We start from the raw sequence: 17,833 nt of genomic DNA on the forward strand, positions 1-17,833 counted from the left end.
TAAGGCCATAGCCCAAGCCAAGGACCGAGAGTAACGGCATTACCAACTGCCGGATGAGCCCCCGCCGCTGAAGCCACCGCCGCCTCCGGACCAGCCGCCTCCGCCGCCACCAGAAGACCATCCCCCACATCCCCCACCGCCGCCATAGCCACCGCCCCAGCCGCCACCACGAAGATGACGTCCACGACCGCCACCAAAGCGACCCAGGATAGAAATAATGATGAAGAGAATGATGATCACACCAATAGGAATATCACCGCCGGAACCGTCACGGTCACTTTTTGCAGGAACACCTTCCTGCAATCCGTTTTGTTCTGCGAACTCTTTATCCGCCAGGCGCAGGATTTCATGCGTGCCCAGAACGATCCCGGCAGAAAACTGACGGGCGCGGAAAAGCGGCACCACCTGATCACGGATGATCCGGCTGGCGATCACATCGGGAATGGCACCTTCAAGGCCCTGCCCGACTTCGATGCGCAGCTTGCGATCATTGGCGGCAATCAGGAACAAAACGCCGTTGTCTTTTTTCTCGTCGCCGAGCTTCCATTTGTCGGTGACCGCAATAGAAGCCATCTCGATGGGTGTGCCATCCAAAGTGGGAACGATCAAAACCTGAACTTGAGCGACCCCGCGTTTGTTGAAGTCATAAAGAAGCTGCATCAGCTCTTGACGATCATTGCGGGAAAGATAGCCCACCTCGTCCATCACCGGACCGGTCAGCGTAGGAACCTTAAACTCAGCCCGGGCGGAAACACCCAGGGCCAAGAAGAAAGCAAAAAAGGAAACTGTCAGTAAACGCATGTTCCCTGACAAACTAGAACTTCACTTCCGGAGCTTTTTCAGCAGAAGCCTTTTCTTCCGGAGTCATATCCCATTGAGGCATTTTTTCGAAGTGATACATGATCGCATTTGTCCAGCTTGTCGGCGGAACGCTGACCTGGTTGTTAAACACGTTGATAGACTCGATGTATCTTTGGCGAGCAATTGTGATGCGGTTTTCAGTGCCTTCCAACTGCGCCTGAAGATCACGGAAGTTCTGATCCGCTTTCAACTGAGGATACTGCTCAGACACCACCATCAAACGACCCAAAGCTTGAGACAAGCCACTTTGCGCCTGTTGGAATTTCGCCAACTGCTCTGGCGTCACTTTGGAAGGATCAATCTGCATAGCCGTCGCTTTGGCACGAGCTTCCGTCACCGCTGTCAAAGTAGCCTCTTCGTGTTTGGCATAACCCTTAACAACATTCACCAGATTCGGAATCAAATCAGCCCGACGTTTGTATTGATTGTTGACCTCAGCCAAAGCCGCCTCAGTCGCATTCTTAGATTGAGGAAGAGATTGAATCCCACAACCTGCCAAAAACGGCATCAACATCAAAGCAAGAACTAGAATACGGTTTTTCATAAAAACAAAGGCCTCCGTTAGATTCGTTAGAACTTATAGCTGGACATCGACGCGAGTTCCGCAGTGAGGTAAAACAGCCTCCGCGAAGCCACCGCCAAAAAAACACGAACGAGGACTGTCTGAGCGGCGAGGTCCAGCTATAAGTTCTAACGAATCTCCCAGTGACCCACAATAAAAACCGAATTATAGTAGTCGGATGACACGGATAATTAAGCTTCAACACACCGAAATAGCGGGCTGCATCTTCGTTGACAAGATTGCAGGTCTGAACACCCATACGCCGGAGTATGGTCAGCGCGGCTGTGTCGAAATTTATGAAGAAGAACTGGATCGCAAGCTCTACACCGTGCATCGTCTGGACAAAGCCACTTCCGGCGCTTTGGTCTTTGCCACCAGTTCTGAAATTGCCGCTCAGCTGACCCAAGCCTTTGAACAGCACAAGGTCGAAAAGAAGTACCTTTTCCTGACCGACAAAAAAATCGCCCGCACTGAATTCACCTATGAATCCTTCATCCAGAAGGAAAAAAACGTCTTCGTCAGCCGCGAAACCCAGGAGCCCAATTCCAAAACCAGTTTCAAGTGGGTGAAAGCATTGGGTCCTTACCAGTTGTGGGAAGCGGTGCCTCACACGGGTAAACCACACCAGATCCGTCTGCATGCCGAAGCCAATGGCATCGCCGTTCTGGGTGACAGCGATCACAATGGCACCAACCATTTCCGTCTGTGCCTGCACTCGCAAGTTTTGGGCTTTGAATTAAATGGCCAGAAAGTCCGTTATGAAACCCCACTTCCCGGCTGGGCCGAAGACGACTTCACGACGGATCCGGAAGAGCAAATCCTGAATGAAGCTTTCCAGCGCCGCGAGCGCATGTACAAGTTTTCAACTTTGACTGACGAATGCCTGCGCCTTGCCCACCGCGAACTGGACACTTACCGCATCGACCAGTACGGCGAATACCTGTGGGTTTACTGGTATAAAGAATCCGACCCGACGGTTCAGGATTTGTTGCGCTTTGAAAAAATCGCAAAGAAATATCACAAAAAGATTCTTGTCCGAAAGATGCTCAATCGCGGGGAAGACCCGAATGCTGAGCTGCTTTGGCATATCGGCAACACCGCTTCGCGCTGGCAGGCCAAGGAAAACGGTGTGATCTATGATCTGCGCAGCGACACCGGCCTGTCGCCGGGCCTGTTCCTGGATCAGCGTGAAAACCGCCTGTGGGTCAAGAATCACGCCGAAGGCCGCAGTGTTTTGAATTTGTTCTCTTACACCAGTGGATTCAGTGTGGTGTCAGCTTTGGCTGGCGCACGCGAAGTCTGCACCGTGGACGTGTCCCAGAACTTCATCGACTGGAGCAAACACAACTTCACCATCAATGGCCTTGACCCTGAGGCGGAAAATCACGAGTTCTGGGTGCAGGACTGCATCCTGTTCCTGAAGGGCACCATCCGTCGCAAAAGAAAATTTGGCATGATCGTTTGTGATCCACCCTCTTTCGGGCGATCCAAAAACGGCGTCTTCTCCATCAGCAAGAACTTTGACGAGCTGCTGATCAACTGCATGTACTGCCTGCAAAAAGACGGTCTGCTGCTGTTCTGCACCAACTACGAGAAATGGACGACAGGGGATCTGCACCTGCGCCTGAACAAACTGAAAAAAGATTTTTCATTCAAGATTCTGCCGGCCCCGGCACAAGGATTGGACTTTGAGCTCCCGGATCAGGAGCCCCTGATGAAGTCCATCATCTTAAGAAAAAACTAAGGATAAAACTCGTACCGAAGCTGAATGCGCTCCTCCCCTTGCAGGCCCATTTTAGAGCCGCTGGCATAGGGAGGAATTCCGCGTGCGGTTTTCTTCTTTTTTGCTGGGTGGTACTTGTCATTCACGAAGCAATCAAAACGCTTGTCCTTGCAAAGAGTGTTGAACTCCTTTTTGTTGCCTTTGTGCACGTAAAGTTCCACCGCCTTGGTCATGCGGTCCAAGAGCGCCAGATCCTGTGGGTCCACCACGATTCCAGAGTTGCGGGCCATCTCGGCAGGATTTGCGTCAGCCTTGGGAGACTTATCTGACTTGGACGATTTTGCTGCGGCTTTCTTTTCTGCCGGCAGATCATCAAAATCCAGATCTTTCGTTTTCTTGGTCGCACAGGCTGACAACACCAGGGCTACAGCCACCATCATCAAATATTTCATCTTAGCACCCACTCACCCCAAAGCATGCCCTCTCCGTTGGGATGGGCTTTGGCATAATTATAGAACTCGGTAACGAATGCCGCACGCTCTTTCTGATAAGGATATTTCCAGTCCTTTTCATCGGCAGGCACGGTCAGCACATCATAGTCGTTACTGAGTTCGGTATTGCGCTTGATGATTTCATCAAACGAAACGGTCTTGGCATTTTTTAACATGTCATACAAAACCATAAATGTGGTTGTACGCCCCTTACCGGCACGACAGTGGAAGTGCACCCAGGCATTTTCCGGCAGCGCGCGCACGCTTTCAATAAAACGATCCACTTCAGAATCCACCGGGCGCACGTGATCCGTCACGGTCAGACGCACGTACTGATGGCCCCCGGTGCGGATCATGCTTTCTTCGGTTTCAATGCTTTGAATAGCGGTCGTCCCCACCGTATCCCCCACACGCAGATCCCCCAACAAGCGGCGTTCGCGGCGAACAGCTTCTTCATGGTTTAGATCCGCATTGGCCCAGTCACGGTCGGCGTACCAGGTCACCGGGATGTCATTGATCAGGCCGTGGGATTCCTGGCGCAGGTCAAAGACGTACAAAGAGGCCTTGTTCTTTTTAACGGGCTTAGCAACTTCTTTCAGCGCCTTCGGACTGAACGTGGCACTTCCGGACATTCGCAAAGAATCACTCTTGCGATAATTCATGGGCTTTGGCGCTGCATGGTCTTTATCAAACACCAGCTCTACCGGAGTTGTCGGCTGAGGCCTTGTCATGAAAAAAGGAATTTTAGTGCTGACCGGTTTATCCGGCTTAAGGCTTACGGTCTTTTCCGCACAGGCGGCAACCGCAAACAGAACGGGAAGCAAAAGCAGTTTCTTCATGGGGGTCCCCTTTCTTTCCAATAAGGTTATTGGAAATTAAAGGGCGACACAAGTTTGAAGTCAGGATTTAAGAGTGCCCCGGGAAAACATCTCTTCCAGATACTGGGCCGCGCTGTCCTGGGTTCTCATGTAATAGTGAGCCCGCAAGATCCCCTGCTCTTCTTCCGTCAGGGACGCGTTGGTTCCACGGCGCTTCAAGCGGTCCTGGGAGATATGATAAAGCCCCAAAGCTCCGGCCACGGAAATGTTGAAACTTTGCACAAAGCCTGTCATGGGAATGATGATAGTCTGATCAGCCGCTGCAATCATTTCAGGGGTCACACCGTCACGCTCGTTCCCCAGCACCAGCGCCGTCTTGCCGCTGAAATCAATTTCGTGCAGAGGTTTCGCGTTTGCATCCAGATGGGTCACATAGATTTTGTAACCCTGATTTTTCAAAGCCTTCACACAGTCCGCAGTCTTTTTCCATTTTTTGACTTCGACCCACTTGTCAGCCCCTTGGGTGACACGATTGGCTTCTTTGAATTTTTCCTGGGTTTCAATGACGTGGAAATTGCCAAAACCAAGACCCTCGGCAGATCTCATCACGGCGGAGATATTGCCACGGTCATAGATGCCCTCAAGCACCACGGCCGTGTCAAAATTGCGAAGCGCCACCACTTTTTCGATCTTCTGGCGGCGTTCGTCTGTCAGCAGGGGCCCTATCTTCTCCAGCACCAACTGGTAGTTCACGCGAAGATTGGCATTGATTTCAAGTTCGGGCCCGTATGGGAACATTCTGACCTCGGTAGACAGGACTATTTGTAAAGAGCTTCCGGATTTTTTGCCAGGTCGCGAGTGATGTTTTTCTGGTGGGCTTCCAAAGTCCCGCCACCGATCTCAAGCAACTTCGCGTCTCTCCAAAGTCTTTCCACCACGTATTCGCCCACGTAACCGTAACCACCCAGAACCTGGATCGCGCGGTCGGCCACGTTTTTCGCCATGGTTGTCGCCACAAGCTTAACACCGTCAGAATCCAGACGGTTGCCTTCTTTGTTCAAGTCCATACGGCGTGCTGTTTCGTAAACATAAGCACGAGCCGCTTTGTATTCAGCATAGGAATCAGCGATATAACGCTGCATCTGACCGAAGTGGTTCAAAGATTTACCGAACGCCTCACGCTCTGTCGCATAACGGTTCATGATTTCGATAGAGCGACGGGCAATACCCAAACTCATCGCAGCCAAAGTCAGGCGCTCGATTTCCAGATTGCGCATCATGTGCAGCATGGAATCACCTTCGTGACCGATCAGTGCACTTGCCGGAACGTGACAGTCCTGGAACACAAGTTCCGCGGTGTTGGACCCACGCATGCCCAGTTTGTCTTTGATCTTCTGACCGACTTCGAAACCTTTGTGATCTTTTTCAACCAGGAAAGTGGAGATCAAAGCACGACCGTGCTTTTCTCCGGTGCGAGCGTAAACCAGCACCAGATCACACGGAGTGTTGTTTTCATCGACAGTTCCATTGGTGATCCACATTTTGCGGCCGTTGATAATGTACTCGTTACCTTTTTTTACCGCTGTCGTCTGCATGCCCAGAACGTCGGTGCCGATTGCAGGCTCAGACATCGCCATGGACCCCACCCATTCACCAGAACATAGTTTTGGCAAAACGCGGTGACGTTGTTCATCACTGCCGTTCACGGCAATATTGTTCACACACAGCATGGAGTGCGCTAGGTAAGCCAGGCAGAAGCCCGGATCTGCAGCTGAAAATTCTTCGTGAACGATCGTGGCTGCAGTTGCATCCATCCCGGCTCCGCCGAATTGTTCAGGAACCGTGATACCCAAAAGCCCCAGTTCCCCGACTTTGCGGAAAAGCTCCAAATTGAATTTTTCGCTGCGGTCGTGTTCATGCGCCTGAGGTTCGATCTCAGCTTCAGTGAAAGCCTTCAAAGTTTCACGCAACATTGCGTGTTCAGGTGTTGGATTGTACAGATCAAACTCTTTCCAATTGAAAGACATAAAACGACTCCTTAAAACGGTGCAGTACAGTCTGGTGAATCTATGTAGTGACTGCCTTCTGGGCAAGGTTTTGACCACAATAATGCGTCGCATCCGCACCATTTAACAAGAGGCTTGGCGTTGCTTCTGGACGCAAATCCGGGGGTAGAATACCTTAAAGTTCCTCGAGGAGACCGCTGACTATGAAAGCCGCTGTATTGGGCATTGGAACTGAGCTGACCGATGGGCAAATTGTAAACAAAAACGCCTCTTGGATCTCTAAAAAGCTAAAAGACTTGGGGTTGACCACCAAAGCCCACCTGGTGGTGCCGGACGAGCGCCCCCTGATGCTTGAAGGAATCGAGTTCTGTGCCGCCAAGGCGGATTTGATTTTTATTACCGGAGGCCTGGGCCCCACATCGGACGATTTCACCCGTGATGTCGTGGCCGACTGGGCAGGGAAAAAGCTGCAGTTTGATGAGGGTAGCTGGCAGCACGTCAACGACCGCCTGACCTCGCGTGGTTACGTCGTGAAGGACATCCAGCGCCAGCAGTGCTATTTCCCGCAAGGCGCCACCATTCTTCCCAATCGCGAAGGCACAGCCAACGGGTTTACCCTGGAAGCCCACGGTAAAAAAGTTTTTGTCCTGCCCGGCCCGCCACGCGAAATCGAAGCCGTGTGGGATGCAAACATTCAAAGCTGGCTTTCTGAACAGGCGAAGAGTCTGGATCCCTATCTGACCCGCAAATGGGACACCCTGGGTGTCGGTGAATCCGATATTGCCGTGATCGTCGAGGAAGTTCTAAAGGATGTGGCAGTGGAAAAAGGTTACCGCGTGCATCTGCCTTACGTGGAAGTGAAGGCGTCGTATTATCGCAGTCAAGAATCCGCCTTACAGCCCGCCTTTGACCGCCTGACTGAGGCCCTGCAATTTTGCACCCTGGCCCGCGATGGCGAGGACGCGGCTGAAATCTTTGCCGCAAAACTGAAACAGATTCCTTCTCTTTGTGTGATTGATGAAGTGACCGGCCAGTTTTTGATGAACCGACTGATGCCGGTGCTGCGTGGTTTTATGACAGATCAAATGTGGAGTTTTTCAAAATCCCGTGAGGTGAAAAGCCCGGCAGGTCTGCATCTGCACGTTTTGCCGAAGGATGAACACAGTTGCGAAGTCAGTCTGGAATACAAGGGCCGGAAGGTGAAGGACGTTATCACCAGCCCTTATAAGTCGGCGAATATGAAAGAGCGCCGTCATCAGTACTTTGCCGAGATGGCGCTGATTTTCTGGATTCGCAATCTGTGACTAGCCGGCCTTTTTAAAGCCCGAGAAAAGCCTTCCGAAGAAACTTTTCTTCGTCCAGTCTTCCGGTGCCTGCACCAGACGATGATAGTTTTGGTCGGCATAGCGAAGATGATCATACACCATCGCACAGGCATCCTGGATCGAGTTGTACTCTTTCGGTGTGATCGAATTGCGATAGAAATCCCCGGCGACATCAATGCTGCCGTTGGAATTCAGGAACACTTCAATCACTCCGAAGTCGAAGTACTTGCGTTGCTCCAGGGGGCGCAGTTTCAGACCTTCAAATTTGAAGTTCTGAAACAACCAGCGTTCGTTGGCATTTTCCAGAATTTTTGTCTCAATGTAAGACACAATGTTGCTGTTCATATTCCCTCACCCTGATGGACGTTCTGATAGGGCATAAATCTGCATTTCTTATCGGTTCATGGAACACTTTTATTTAGGATTAACCAGAAAATTGATGAAAAACTGATTTAAGTATGAAAAACTGATTTAAGTCCTAAAGAAAAAAACAAAAGCCCCCTGGAGTATTTGCTCCAAGGGGCTTTCCATAATTTCAAATTGTCGAGGAAGATCCGTTAGTTCTTCTTGATGTTAAGACCTTTTAAAGCCTCTGCCATCGCCCCCAGACCGGATGAGGTCGTGGAGTGAGACTTCCAACTGTGGTCTTCCGCTTCTCCAGGCAACGCCAAAGAAATTTTCTTTTCTTCGAACATGATCTGATCAACCTGAACAGTCACATCGTCACCACGCTTTTTGTTTTCGTATTGAGCGGCATCCACGGAATCACGCCATTTGGAGCGAGGCAAAAGACCCGTCACACCCGGCGCGATGTTCACAAACAATCCATAGGTCTCTTTCTTTTCCACTTTCCCCTGCACCACTGTGCCCACCGGGAATTTCTGCGGAACTGTCATCCAAGGATTGCCTGCACCGTCAGCCTGTTTCAAAGAAAGGGAGATTTTCAGACGACCGTCGATTTCTTCCATTTTCAAAAGCTTCACTGTCACCGGCTGACCGGCCATAACCACTTCCTTTGGGTCATGAACGCGGGACCAGGAAAGTTCAGAAACGTGGATCAGACCTTCGATACCCGCTTCAAGCTCAACAAATGCGCCGAACTTTTCCAGACGAACGATTCTGCCCTCAAGCAAAGCGCCCGGCTGATGTTTCAGCATGAAAGTACCTTCGTTTTCAGCTTTTTGCAGGTCCAGAACCTTGCGGCGGGAGACAACAATGTTGCGCCCTTTTGGATCCAACTGAGTGATCATGAAGTCGAATTTTTTACCCACGTATTCGTTGGCATCCTGAACAAAGCGGCTGTCGATCTGACTGATCGGGCAGAACGCGGTCTTACCCTGGATGTTCACACGGAAGCCGCCATTGCAGGTCTCCGTCACGCGGCCTTCCACTGGAAGTTCCATGTCGAAAGCGTCTTCCAAAGAATCTGTGGAAGCATTCATCGAGCCTTTTTTCGCCAGACGAACTTCGCCACCTTTGATGGAAGTCACAACGCAGTCGATGTAATCACCGACTTTGTATTTTACTTCTTTATTTTCATCCAACAGATCCTTGGTCAGGATCATACCGTCAGTCGGAGTGCCCGTGGCTACGAAAGCCTCTTCCTTACCGATGGAAAGAATCTCGCCATGAACTTGATCGCCCACGGAAAGCTTTGTCTTCATCCCTTTTTCAGATTGAGCAAAAAGTTCTTCGAAACTTGCGAAGTCTTTTGTCTCGTTAATATCATCACCAAAAATATCTTTTTTAGACATAAAGCAGTCCTTAGTTATAGAGAACAGAGAGAATAAAGGCCCCACCAAACTTTGACCAGCACCGCCGCACAAAGCCAAAAAGAAGGTTCAAGGACTGGCGGACGCTTTTCAGCGCTTTAGGAGCAGCCCACTGTAGTCCCGCAGTTCGGGCATCTATAGCACCCACTCGTAAGCACTGTGTCACTCCCGCATTCCGGGCACTTCATGGTGAAGTTCGGAACACTGACCTCTTCCACCGCTTTGGGCTTTTCCTTCAGATTCAGAGGCTGGCTCTGCTTGCTGCCGTCCCGGTAAACAGCCACGGCCTTCACCCCCAGCTCCCAGGCCAGGAAGTAAATGCGGCTGATGTCCTCTTCAGTGGCGGTGCTTGGCATATTCACCGTTTTGGAAATGGCCCCACTGATGAACGGCTGCACAGCCGCCATCATCTTCACATGACTTTCCGGGGACAAAACCCGCTGACCGGGCATTGCCGTGGCGGTGTCAAAGACCGGCAGGTCTTCCGGGTGCATTTGCGGAGCCCCCACGACCGAGTTGTTTTCCTCGACGTACTTCAGAATCGCCTGACGTTCTTCCTCGGTATACTGCAGAGCTTTCAAAGCCGCATCGACAGACTGATTCACAATCTGAATTTCGCCCCCGCCCACAAGTTTTTTAAATTTGATCAGAGAAAAATCCGGCTCGATCCCCGTGGTGTCACAATCCATCAAAAGACCGATGGTTCCGGTCGGCGCAATCACTGTGGCTTGAGAGTTTCGGTATCCGTATTTTTCGCCGTTATACAAAACACCCTTCCACAGGTTTTTCACCGCTTTGTCGATTCCGGAAGGCAGCATCTTCCACGCCACCTGATTCAAGGCGCGCTCGTGCATTTTCATCACCTTCAGCATCGATTTGCTGTTTTTGCGATAGCCCGCAAATGGCCCCTTGGCTCGAGCCATCTCGGAACTGGTCAGATATGCGACCCCCGACATCAGCGCCGTCAAAGCCCCCGCCCAGGCACGGCCCTCGTCACTGTCATAGGCCACACCTTTTCGCATCAACAGGCTTCCCAGGTTGGCAAATCCCAAACCCAAAGGGCGATAGTCATGGGAATTCTGGGCAATTTTCTGCGTCGGATAGCTGGAATAATCCACCAGAATTTCCTGCGCAACGAACAAAGTTCGCGCGGTGTGAATAAACGACTCAAAATCAAAGTCCCCGTTTTCGCCCAGAAACTTCACCAGATTGATCGACGCCAGATTGCAGGCCGAATCGTCCAGGAACATGTATTCCGAACACGGGTTGCTGGAATGAATAATGTCGGTTTCAGGACAGGTGTGCCACTTGTTAATCGTGTCGTGGAACTGAATGCCGGGATCAGCGCACATCCACGCGGCTCTGGTGATGCGGCTCCAGACTTCGCCTGCCGGGATCTCGCGCAGGACTTTTCCGGTCAGGCGGGCTTTCAGCTTCCACGGGCGCTCAAGCTCCACGGCCTTCATAAAGGCATCGCTGACACGGACCGAATTGTTGGCATTTTGGCCAGAAACCGTGCGATAGGCTTCGCCCTCGAAGTCATCACTCAGGCCGGCGGCAATCAAAAGATGCGCTTTTTGCTCCTCGCGCATTTTCCAGTCGATGAAATCCAGAACCTCGGGGTGATCAATATCGACCACCACCATTTTCGCCGCCCGTCTGGTCGTGCCCCCGGACTTGATGGCCCCAGCGCCCTTGTCCAAAACCTCAAGGAACGAAATCAGGCCCGAACTTTTTCCGCCGGAGCTGGTGGCTTCGTACTTACTACGAATTTTTGAAAAGTTGCTGCCCGTGCCAGAACCGTATTTGAAAAGCTTGGCTTCGGTTTTCGCCAGATCAAAGATGCCTTCGATACTGTCGTCCACACTTTGGATGAAACACGCCGAGCACTGCGGGCGTTCATAGGCGTTTTTGGTGGCTTGAATGGATTTCTTTTTTTCATCCCAGGCGAAATGCTCACTTGGACTTTGGGACTTGTAGGCTTCCCACAAACCGGCATTGAACCACACCGGGCTGTTGAAAGCTCCGCGCTGGGACAGCAGGATGAATTTCAATTCTTTGGCAAAGATGTCTGCTTCCTTGCGAGTGGCAAAGTAACCGCCCTGGCGAATGGCGGATGCAGCAATGGCCTTCACCACACGATCCACCATCTGACGAATGGAAGTTTCATGCCCAGCGCCCGGCACACCGACTTTACGGAAGTATTTGCTGGCGGCAATATCAATTGCAAGTTGTGACCAGCCTTCCGGAGCCTCGACATTTTTCATTTCGAAGAACACTTCACCCTTGCGGTTGCGAATTTCGCTGTTCACTTTTTTCCAGGCGAAAAGACTTTCTGGATTTTTGCCTCCAGAAACAAAGTACGACGGGCTGTGCAGAGTTTGTTTTTTCATACATTCAGTCTAGAGATTCTTTTACTTGGAGCCAAGCCCACGATTTCGACAGTACAGATGTGCGATATGACCATGGTCCAAGGGCCTGCGTTCTGTTAAGCCTTGGCAATCTATCCGCAGTTTAACCTGCGCGGCTTGTTTGTTTACGACAACAGACCGTTAAGAGAAATATGAGAACGTTTCAAAGGACGTGGGGAATGGATCAAAACTCGATCAAGAAAAAGCTCCTCATTATCAAATCCAAACCGGCAGGTCTTGGAACCGTCGAAGGTTTCTTAAAAAACCGCGACTGGACCATCAAGTCCACGACAAACCTCAAAGAGGCTCTGATCTTTTTGGTTCAGGAACAGCCGCAGTTTGTGATGATCAGTATTGATCACCCCAACCGCAAAGTTCGAAATCTTCCCAAAATTCTGGCGCAGGCCTTCCCCTGCTGCGTGATCATCTTCGGCGAAGAAAACTCAGCGGCCAGCTTTAACATGCTGAACACCAGCAGCTGCGAATATGTGCTGTATCCCCCGGTGACCGGTCCGGCAGTGGAAAGAACCGTCAACAAATTCTATAAAGACCAACAGGCCAAAGGCGTCACCAATCCGTTTCAGCGAAATGGCACCGGCACCGCCGAAGACGGCAGTGTTATCGCCATCAAAGGCGAAGGCGGATCCACGGGAGCCCAAAGCGCCCAAAGCATTCTGCAGCAACTGCTGGCCGGTGATGACGGCAACAATCAGTTTGCCGGAATAGGCGCTGCGGATAACAACACCACCGCCACTGGCAACCCCCTGCAATCCAATATCGGCTATATGCCAGGCACAAACTCAGAACTGAATCTGGGACTGATGCAACCGTCAGCGCAGAACAACGGTCTGGGCCCAAGCTGGGCCCAACAAGGTCCCAGCGCTGGCAACAGTATGGGAAATGGCGCAGATGAAAGTGACGAAACTCTGAACGCGATGCTGATGCGTCAGAACGCCGGCAACAAGGCCGGTACAGGATGGGCGCCAATGCCCACCAAAGCGAACCGCAAGGATCGTCCGACACCTGAACAGATTGAAAAAAATCCGCTGGCGTCAAAGCAGGACTCGATCATTCTGCGTGGAACCAAAGACGCTTTGGAAAAGTCCTGCATTCAGACCAGCTTTGAGGAATCCGAGGCCATTGAAGATTCCACCAATATTTCCTGCATCGTGATCGAATCCACCCGTTTTTCCGGTTATTTGATCACCGCCATGGGAAAAGATCGCAAGCTGGATGACATTTTCCTGGGAAAAGTGCGTGAACGCCTGTTCCGTTTCCTGAAAGAAAATGGCGAAAAAATCGAAGACAGCGAATCGATGCAACTGAAAATCAAAGAGGTTCCCTTCGAGGAATGGGCTTTGGAACAAGCTGAATTCCTGCGCAAGTCCGTGCATGAAGGAAACGAGGTCGCCATGGCCTTCTTCCCACGTTCGGATGTCAAAACCACTTTTGGCGATTCCGCCGACGAGGAAATGGCCAGCATCCATCTGAATGAACTGGCTGGGGATGTGGCGGTGGAATTCAACGTTTACATTTATCTTCCCAAAAACAACAAATATGTCCTTTACACTCCCCGGGGCTCAAAATTCTTTAATGTGCAAAAGCAGCGCCTGCAGAATCAGGGCGTTTCCAACCTGCATATATTGAAAGCCGAGATCCAGGATCTGGACAAATACCGCGCCCAGAACTTCCTGAACGACAAAATCCTGGATTTTGAGGCAAAACAAAAAGATAAAGTCGTTGCCTAAAGACGTCGTTCCGGCGTTTTTCGTTGACCCCAAGCCCGGGCAAGGTTTAGCTCATAGGCACTATGGAAATGAGCACCGAACGCCCTATGGGAAAGACTTTGCAACAGGACACCGGCATCTATCTTGATTACAACGCCACGACTCCCGTGGACCCGCGCGTTTATGCCACCATGGAACCTTACTTCAAAGAATTCTTCGGCAACCCGGCCAGCGCCGGTCATCACTGGGGTTGGATCGCGGAAAATGCCGTTTCCAAAGCCCGCACTCAAGTGGCAAGTTTTATCGGCTGCAAGGGCATGGAGGTCACCTTCACTGGTGGCGCCACGGAATCCAACAACTGGGTGATCTTCGGTTTGATTTCCAAACTGCGCGAAGAAAGCCCGGACGCCCCGATTCACTTTATCACCAGTAACATCGAACACAGCTCGATCATGAAGGGCATGGCCGCCGCTCAAAAAATGGGTGTGGAGGTCGACTTCCTGCCGGTGAATAAATTCGGCGTGGTTGAACTTGAAACAATCAAAGCCGCGATCAAACCGCACACCAAACTGATGAGCTTTATCTGGGTGAACAACGAAATCGGATCCATCAATCCGATTCCGGAAATCGCCGCCCTTTGCAAAGAAAACAAAATTTATCTGCACACGGATGCCACTCAAGCAGTGGGCAAAATCCCGGTGAATGTGACTGAGATGGGCATTGATTTGATGTCCTTCTCGGGCCACAAAATCTATGGACCTAAAGGCGTAGGCGCTCTTTACATCCGCGGAAAAGATCCCAAGGTTCAACTGAATCCTTTGATTTACGGCGGTGGTCAGGAGCGCGGACTTCGCTCGGGCACGGTGAATGTTCCAGCGGTTGTCGGCTTCGGCACAGCTTGCGAACTTTGCCAGCAGAACTTCACGGCGGAAGTGCAGCACATGAAAGACCTGCGCGACTTCCTGTGGTATGAGCTTCAGCAAAACATCCCTGGTGTGAAGCTGAACGGTCATCCGACCGACAGATCTCCGGCAAATTTGAACATCACTTTACCTGGAATTAAAACCGAACAGATTCTGCCTCGTTTACAGAAGCTGGGGGTCAGCACAGGTTCTGCCTGTGGTACGGGTGCGATGGTTGTCAGCCACGTTCTGAAAGGCCTGGGACTGAGCACGGAAGAGGTTCAATGCTCGCTGCGCCTAAGCCTGGGCCGTTGGACGACTCAGGACGAATTAAGCCGTGCGGCTCAGATTCTTAAGCAGGCTATTCAAAAATAGTTAATATATTCAAATACTTGAACAATCTCCCCGAAGGGCCTATCCGGGGTTCCCCTGCCCTTGACAGCTGTGTTATACTGGCTTCGACGTTAAAGGAGCTTTCTATGATCAATATTTCACCTGAAGCAGCAACTAAACTGGCTTCCCTCAAAAAAGATGAAGGTAAAGACGATGCAGCTTTCCTGCGCGTTGAGGTGAAAAAAGGCGGCTGCTCTGGCCTGTCTTACAAAATGGACTTCGACACTGTGACTCGTGATGGAGACAAGTTCTTTGAATCCCAAGGCCAAAAAGTGGCGGTGGATTCTCAAAGCATGCTTTATCTTTTGGGTATGACACTGGAGTATTCCGGTGGCTTGAACGGCAAAGGGTTTGTGTTCAACAACCCGAACGCCAACAAACACTGCGGCTGCGGTTCCAGCTTCAACGTTTAACTAAAACAGCTGAATTCAAGTTTAAAAAGGGAGTCTCTACAAGACTCCCTTTTTCTTTTCCGTGCACAAGCGCATACAGTTCCGCCGCGATGGCCTCCAGTTGCAAAGCCTGATTCTGCATGGCCTGAGCTGACGCTGACACCTCTTCACTGGCCGCGGCATTCTGCTGAGTGGATGAATCCATCTGATTCATCGCCACACTCATCTGTGAAATCCCGTGGGATTGTTCCTGGGTGGCCACTGCCACCTCCGCGTTCAAGTCCGTCACTTTCTGAATCGAGGTGACGATGTTGCGTAAGGCCTCGCCGCCACGATCCGCAATGCTGACACCTTTGTCGATCGTAATCTGCGAGGCTTCGATCATGGCGTGAATGTCCTTGGCCGAAGACGCTGATCTTTGCGCCAGACTGCGAACGGCCTCGGCAACCACGGCAAAACCTTTTCCTTGCTCTCCCGCGCGGGCGGCTTCGACGGCGGCATTCAGCGCCAGCAGATTTGTCTGAAAGGCCAGGTCATCAATCACCGCAACGACTTCAGCCATCTTGCGGGCTTTTTCGGAAACCTCTTTCATCGACTCGATCAAGGCACCAATTTCTTTTTCACCGACCACCGCATACTGACGGGATTCCTGCGCCAGCGTTGCCGCCTGACGACCATTGTCTGCTCCGACCTTCACCATGGAAGTCAGTTCTTCCATCGTCGCCACTGTTTCTTCGATCGCACTGGCGGATTCAGTCGAACTGCTTGCCACCTGCAAGGATGCGGCTGCCAACTGCTCTGAACCCGCAGAGACATCCTTTGACGACACATACAACGCCTGCACCGACTGATCCAGCAGCCTTACCACGCGGCGGATTTGCAGCGCACCCAACGCCAAGACCGACACCCCCACCAACAATCCTACAATGGACACCATCGCTTCCACACGACGGACTTCGAGTTGTTCCTGATGGGTTTCATTTTCCAACTTCGCCATGCGCTCTTCGGTGATGGTCTGATTCACGCCATCAATCAGCTCCAGGGATTCTTTCAGATCCTTGCGCACATAGGCTTTGATCTCGGGCTCCGGAGTTTGATTTTGCAAAGCCGTGGTGATCCAACTGATATTTTCCTTCAGCACGGGCCAGCGGTTTTTCACCTGTTCAAATTCTTTGGCGTATTCCGCCGACTGGGGCAACTGCAGATACTTTTGCAAGGCCTGCTCGAAGTTATGCTGGGAGCGATTTAAGCGCTCTATCGCACGCTGCTGCTCAGTGGCATCCTCAGATCCCAGGGCCATCCAGGCAAAGCGCGAAATATCATTGGTCGCGGCATCCATCTGGCCCGAATAGCGCACCAGCGGAGTGCTCCCGGTCGTTGCTTTTTCCAGGCGATCTGCCAACTCTGAAATATAGTAATTGGATCCGGCGATACTGACAGTCAAGGCCAGCAAAGGCACCACCAGCAAAGCAAAGAGTTTACCACTTAATCCTTTAAACCAACTGAGATTCATAAATTCCTCCGGCGTAATAACAAACTGAACTTGCCGCACAGTTAGAATGCCCAAGGACTATGACTGGAATGTGGAAGCGTAATTTTATTTCGAAAGTGTCTTAAGCAGCGACGGATTCGCTTAAAAACTCACGTATGAGACGTGAGACTTCTTCGGGCTGCGTTTTAATAGCCAAGTGTCCTGCACCTGTCAAAATCACAACATCTTCGCAGCCGATATGATTGGCGAAATGACGATAGGCCGTCTGATCAAAAAGCAGATCTTTTTCATCAAAGATCAACCGACATTCCCCGCGGTACGTGTACAAACGCGTGTGCCAGTAAGCCCAGTCTTCAGAACGCAAGATCCAAGCAAAGTGATGAATCATGTGCGCCACGAACTGTAATTTGCGGCCTTTGAGTGTTTCTACCGACACGTTTCCTTCACTGCGCTCATCGCGGAAAATCTGCGCTGAACGTTTCAGGAAGGCGCGCCCCATTGGGGTCGAAAGCATCACATAGACACTTTTCAAGTTGAGCGGAATGGCAAAGAAGAATTTCAGTTCTTTGGGCAGGAAGTGACGAATGGGGTCTGTCACCATCGGATTGATCAAAACGGTTTTTTCAATCAAATCCGGATGCTGGGTCGCAAGCCCCCAGGACAAAGCCCCCCCGTAACTTAAACCCGCAAGACTGACCTTTTCACCCGGGAAATTTTCACGAATGAACTTGGCAACAGCTTCGATTTGCACGGTGAAGAACAGCTTATCGCTGCTCATATAGATGTGGCTAAGATTGGGAACGATCACACGGTAATGAGCCGACAGGTTTTCCGCGATGGATTCCCAATGATGAACACTTCCTCCATAACCATGAAGAAGTATCAGCAGTGGCCCTTGTCCCCGTTCCCGGAAAGTGATCTTGTGTGACATCCATGAAACTTATCGGTAAAGATCTGT

16 protein-coding genes and 1 pseudogene are annotated in these 17,833 nt (G+C 51.2%); 5 read left to right on the forward strand and 12 right to left on the reverse strand.

The genetic code is table 11. From position 1 onward, the window contains the following. Positions 1-39: 39 nt before the first annotated feature. A complete protein-coding gene (locus tag B9G79_RS12720) occupies positions 40-801 on the reverse strand; it encodes a TPM domain-containing protein (protein WP_088565840.1) in 762 nt (253 codons plus the stop codon). 13 nt (positions 802-814) lie between these two features. Further along, complete coding sequence (locus B9G79_RS12725) at positions 815-1,405, reverse strand: LemA family protein (RefSeq protein WP_088565841.1); 591 nt, start codon at positions 1,403-1,405, stop codon at positions 815-817. A 196-nt stretch (positions 1,406-1,601) separates the two neighbouring features. On the opposite strand from B9G79_RS12725, the gene B9G79_RS12730 reads away from it, so the two are divergent. After that, positions 1,602-3,167 (forward strand): pseudouridine synthase, encoded by a 1,566-nt coding sequence (locus B9G79_RS12730; protein WP_088565842.1) that lies wholly within the window; start codon positions 1,602-1,604, stop codon positions 3,165-3,167. Here B9G79_RS12730 and B9G79_RS12735 read toward each other — a convergent pair. Genes B9G79_RS12735 through B9G79_RS12750 form a run of 4 tightly spaced genes read right to left on the reverse strand, consistent with a single transcriptional unit; the run spans position 3,164 to position 6,482 of the window. Next, the gene (locus B9G79_RS12735) at positions 3,164-3,598 is read right to left on the reverse strand and encodes a hypothetical protein (protein WP_088565843.1); all 435 of its coding nucleotides are present in this window, start codon (positions 3,596-3,598) and stop codon (positions 3,164-3,166) included. The genes B9G79_RS12730 and B9G79_RS12735 overlap by 4 nt on opposite strands. Next, a complete protein-coding gene (locus B9G79_RS12740; protein WP_088565844.1) occupies positions 3,595-4,476 on the reverse strand; it encodes a phosphatase domain-containing putative toxin in 882 nt (293 codons plus the stop codon). The genes B9G79_RS12735 and B9G79_RS12740 overlap by 4 nt, the downstream gene beginning before the upstream one ends. Before the next feature lie 60 nt (positions 4,477-4,536). Next, positions 4,537-5,253, reverse strand: coding sequence for a TrmH family RNA methyltransferase (locus B9G79_RS12745; protein ID WP_011163712.1), 717 nt, complete (start codon positions 5,251-5,253; stop codon positions 4,537-4,539). Positions 5,254-5,273: 20 nt separating this feature from the next. Further along, positions 5,274-6,482 (reverse strand): acyl-CoA dehydrogenase family protein, encoded by a 1,209-nt coding sequence (locus B9G79_RS12750; RefSeq protein WP_088565845.1) that lies wholly within the window; start codon positions 6,480-6,482, stop codon positions 5,274-5,276. Between the two features lie 182 nt (positions 6,483-6,664). Here B9G79_RS12750 and B9G79_RS12755 point away from each other — a divergent pair, with 182 nt between their 5' ends. Beyond that, complete coding sequence (locus tag B9G79_RS12755) at positions 6,665-7,765, forward strand: competence/damage-inducible protein A (protein WP_088565846.1); 1,101 nt, start codon at positions 6,665-6,667, stop codon at positions 7,763-7,765. Here B9G79_RS12755 and B9G79_RS12760 read toward each other — a convergent pair whose 3' ends face one another. From B9G79_RS12760 to B9G79_RS12770, 3 genes are all read right to left on the reverse strand, one after another. Continuing rightward, complete coding sequence (locus tag B9G79_RS12760; protein ID WP_088565847.1) at positions 7,766-8,131, reverse strand: hypothetical protein; 366 nt, start codon at positions 8,129-8,131, stop codon at positions 7,766-7,768. It abuts the gene before it with no gap. Between the two features lie 212 nt (positions 8,132-8,343). Beyond that, on the reverse strand, positions 8,344-9,540 hold the full coding sequence (locus B9G79_RS12765; RefSeq protein WP_088565848.1) for a S1 RNA-binding domain-containing protein: 1,197 nt from the start codon (positions 9,538-9,540) through the stop codon (positions 8,344-8,346). A gap of 116 nt (positions 9,541-9,656) precedes the next feature. Beyond that, positions 9,657-11,951 (reverse strand): vitamin B12-dependent ribonucleotide reductase, encoded by a 2,295-nt coding sequence (locus B9G79_RS12770; RefSeq protein ID WP_088565849.1) that lies wholly within the window; start codon positions 11,949-11,951, stop codon positions 9,657-9,659. Positions 11,952-12,148: 197 nt separating this feature from the next. Between B9G79_RS12770 and B9G79_RS12775 the strand changes: the two genes are divergently transcribed. The 3 genes from B9G79_RS12775 to B9G79_RS12785 all read left to right on the forward strand — a co-directional run bounded on the left by B9G79_RS12775 (position 12,149) and on the right by B9G79_RS12785 (position 15,404). Further along, on the forward strand, positions 12,149-13,717 hold the full coding sequence (locus B9G79_RS12775) for a hypothetical protein (protein ID WP_088565850.1): 1,569 nt from the start codon (positions 12,149-12,151) through the stop codon (positions 13,715-13,717). Positions 13,718-13,803: 86 nt separating this feature from the next. Beyond that, on the forward strand, positions 13,804-14,973 hold the full coding sequence (locus B9G79_RS12780; protein WP_232468651.1) for a cysteine desulfurase family protein: 1,170 nt from the start codon (positions 13,804-13,806) through the stop codon (positions 14,971-14,973). A 104-nt stretch (positions 14,974-15,077) separates the two neighbouring features. Further along, positions 15,078-15,404: a HesB/IscA family protein gene (locus B9G79_RS12785; protein WP_088565852.1), complete on the forward strand. Its 327-nt coding sequence runs from the start codon at positions 15,078-15,080 to the stop codon at positions 15,402-15,404. Here the strand turns inward: B9G79_RS12785 and B9G79_RS12790 are convergent. From B9G79_RS12790 to B9G79_RS12795, 3 genes and pseudogenes are all read right to left on the reverse strand, one after another. Then, the gene (locus B9G79_RS12790; RefSeq protein WP_442857625.1) at positions 15,394-16,380 is read right to left on the reverse strand and encodes a methyl-accepting chemotaxis protein; all 987 of its coding nucleotides are present in this window, start codon (positions 16,378-16,380) and stop codon (positions 15,394-15,396) included. The genes B9G79_RS12785 and B9G79_RS12790 overlap by 11 nt on opposite strands. A gap of 87 nt (positions 16,381-16,467) precedes the next feature. Next, a pseudogene (locus B9G79_RS18630) lies at positions 16,468-16,896 on the reverse strand (MCP four helix bundle domain-containing protein); the annotation flags it as partial. Positions 16,897-16,996: 100 nt separating this feature from the next. Further along, positions 16,997-17,806 (reverse strand): alpha/beta fold hydrolase, encoded by an 810-nt coding sequence (locus B9G79_RS12795; protein ID WP_088565854.1) that lies wholly within the window; start codon positions 17,804-17,806, stop codon positions 16,997-16,999. Positions 17,807-17,833: the final 27 nt, after the last annotated feature.

Origin of the sequence: Bdellovibrio bacteriovorus (assembly GCF_002208115.1) — a bacterium.
Taxonomy (GTDB): Bacteria; Bdellovibrionota; Bdellovibrionia; order Bdellovibrionales; family Bdellovibrionaceae; genus Bdellovibrio; species Bdellovibrio bacteriovorus_C.

Excerpts from the sequence above, each read along its gene's own strand:
- B9G79_RS12720 (WP_088565840.1), bottom strand. The coding sequence starts at position 801 with ATGCGTTTACTGACAGTTTCCTTTTTTGCTTTCTTCTTGGCCCTGGGT.
- B9G79_RS12725 (WP_088565841.1), bottom strand. The coding sequence starts at position 1,405 with ATGAAAAACCGTATTCTAGTTCTTGCTTTGATGTTGATGCCGTTTTTG.
- B9G79_RS12730 (WP_088565842.1), top strand. The coding sequence starts at position 1,602 with ATGACACGGATAATTAAGCTTCAACACACCGAAATAGCGGGCTGCATC.
- B9G79_RS12735 (WP_088565843.1), bottom strand. The coding sequence starts at position 3,598 with ATGAAATATTTGATGATGGTGGCTGTAGCCCTGGTGTTGTCAGCCTGT.
- B9G79_RS12740 (WP_088565844.1), bottom strand. The coding sequence starts at position 4,476 with ATGAAGAAACTGCTTTTGCTTCCCGTTCTGTTTGCGGTTGCCGCCTGT.
- B9G79_RS12745 (WP_011163712.1), bottom strand. The coding sequence starts at position 5,253 with ATGTTCCCATACGGGCCCGAACTTGAAATCAATGCCAATCTTCGCGTG.
- B9G79_RS12750 (WP_088565845.1), bottom strand. The coding sequence starts at position 6,482 with ATGTCTTTCAATTGGAAAGAGTTTGATCTGTACAATCCAACACCTGAA.
- B9G79_RS12755 (WP_088565846.1), top strand. The coding sequence starts at position 6,665 with ATGAAAGCCGCTGTATTGGGCATTGGAACTGAGCTGACCGATGGGCAA.
- B9G79_RS12760 (WP_088565847.1), bottom strand. The coding sequence starts at position 8,131 with ATGAACAGCAACATTGTGTCTTACATTGAGACAAAAATTCTGGAAAAT.
- B9G79_RS12765 (WP_088565848.1), bottom strand. The coding sequence starts at position 9,540 with ATGTCTAAAAAAGATATTTTTGGTGATGATATTAACGAGACAAAAGAC.
- B9G79_RS12770 (WP_088565849.1), bottom strand. The coding sequence starts at position 11,951 with ATGAAAAAACAAACTCTGCACAGCCCGTCGTACTTTGTTTCTGGAGGC.
- B9G79_RS12775 (WP_088565850.1), top strand. The coding sequence starts at position 12,149 with ATGGATCAAAACTCGATCAAGAAAAAGCTCCTCATTATCAAATCCAAA.
- B9G79_RS12780 (WP_232468651.1), top strand. The coding sequence starts at position 13,804 with ATGGGAAAGACTTTGCAACAGGACACCGGCATCTATCTTGATTACAAC.
- B9G79_RS12785 (WP_088565852.1), top strand. The coding sequence starts at position 15,078 with ATGATCAATATTTCACCTGAAGCAGCAACTAAACTGGCTTCCCTCAAA.
- B9G79_RS12790 (WP_442857625.1), bottom strand. The coding sequence starts at position 16,380 with ATGGCGAAGTTGGAAAATGAAACCCATCAGGAACAACTCGAAGTCCGT.
- B9G79_RS12795 (WP_088565854.1), bottom strand. The coding sequence starts at position 17,806 with ATGTCACACAAGATCACTTTCCGGGAACGGGGACAAGGGCCACTGCTG.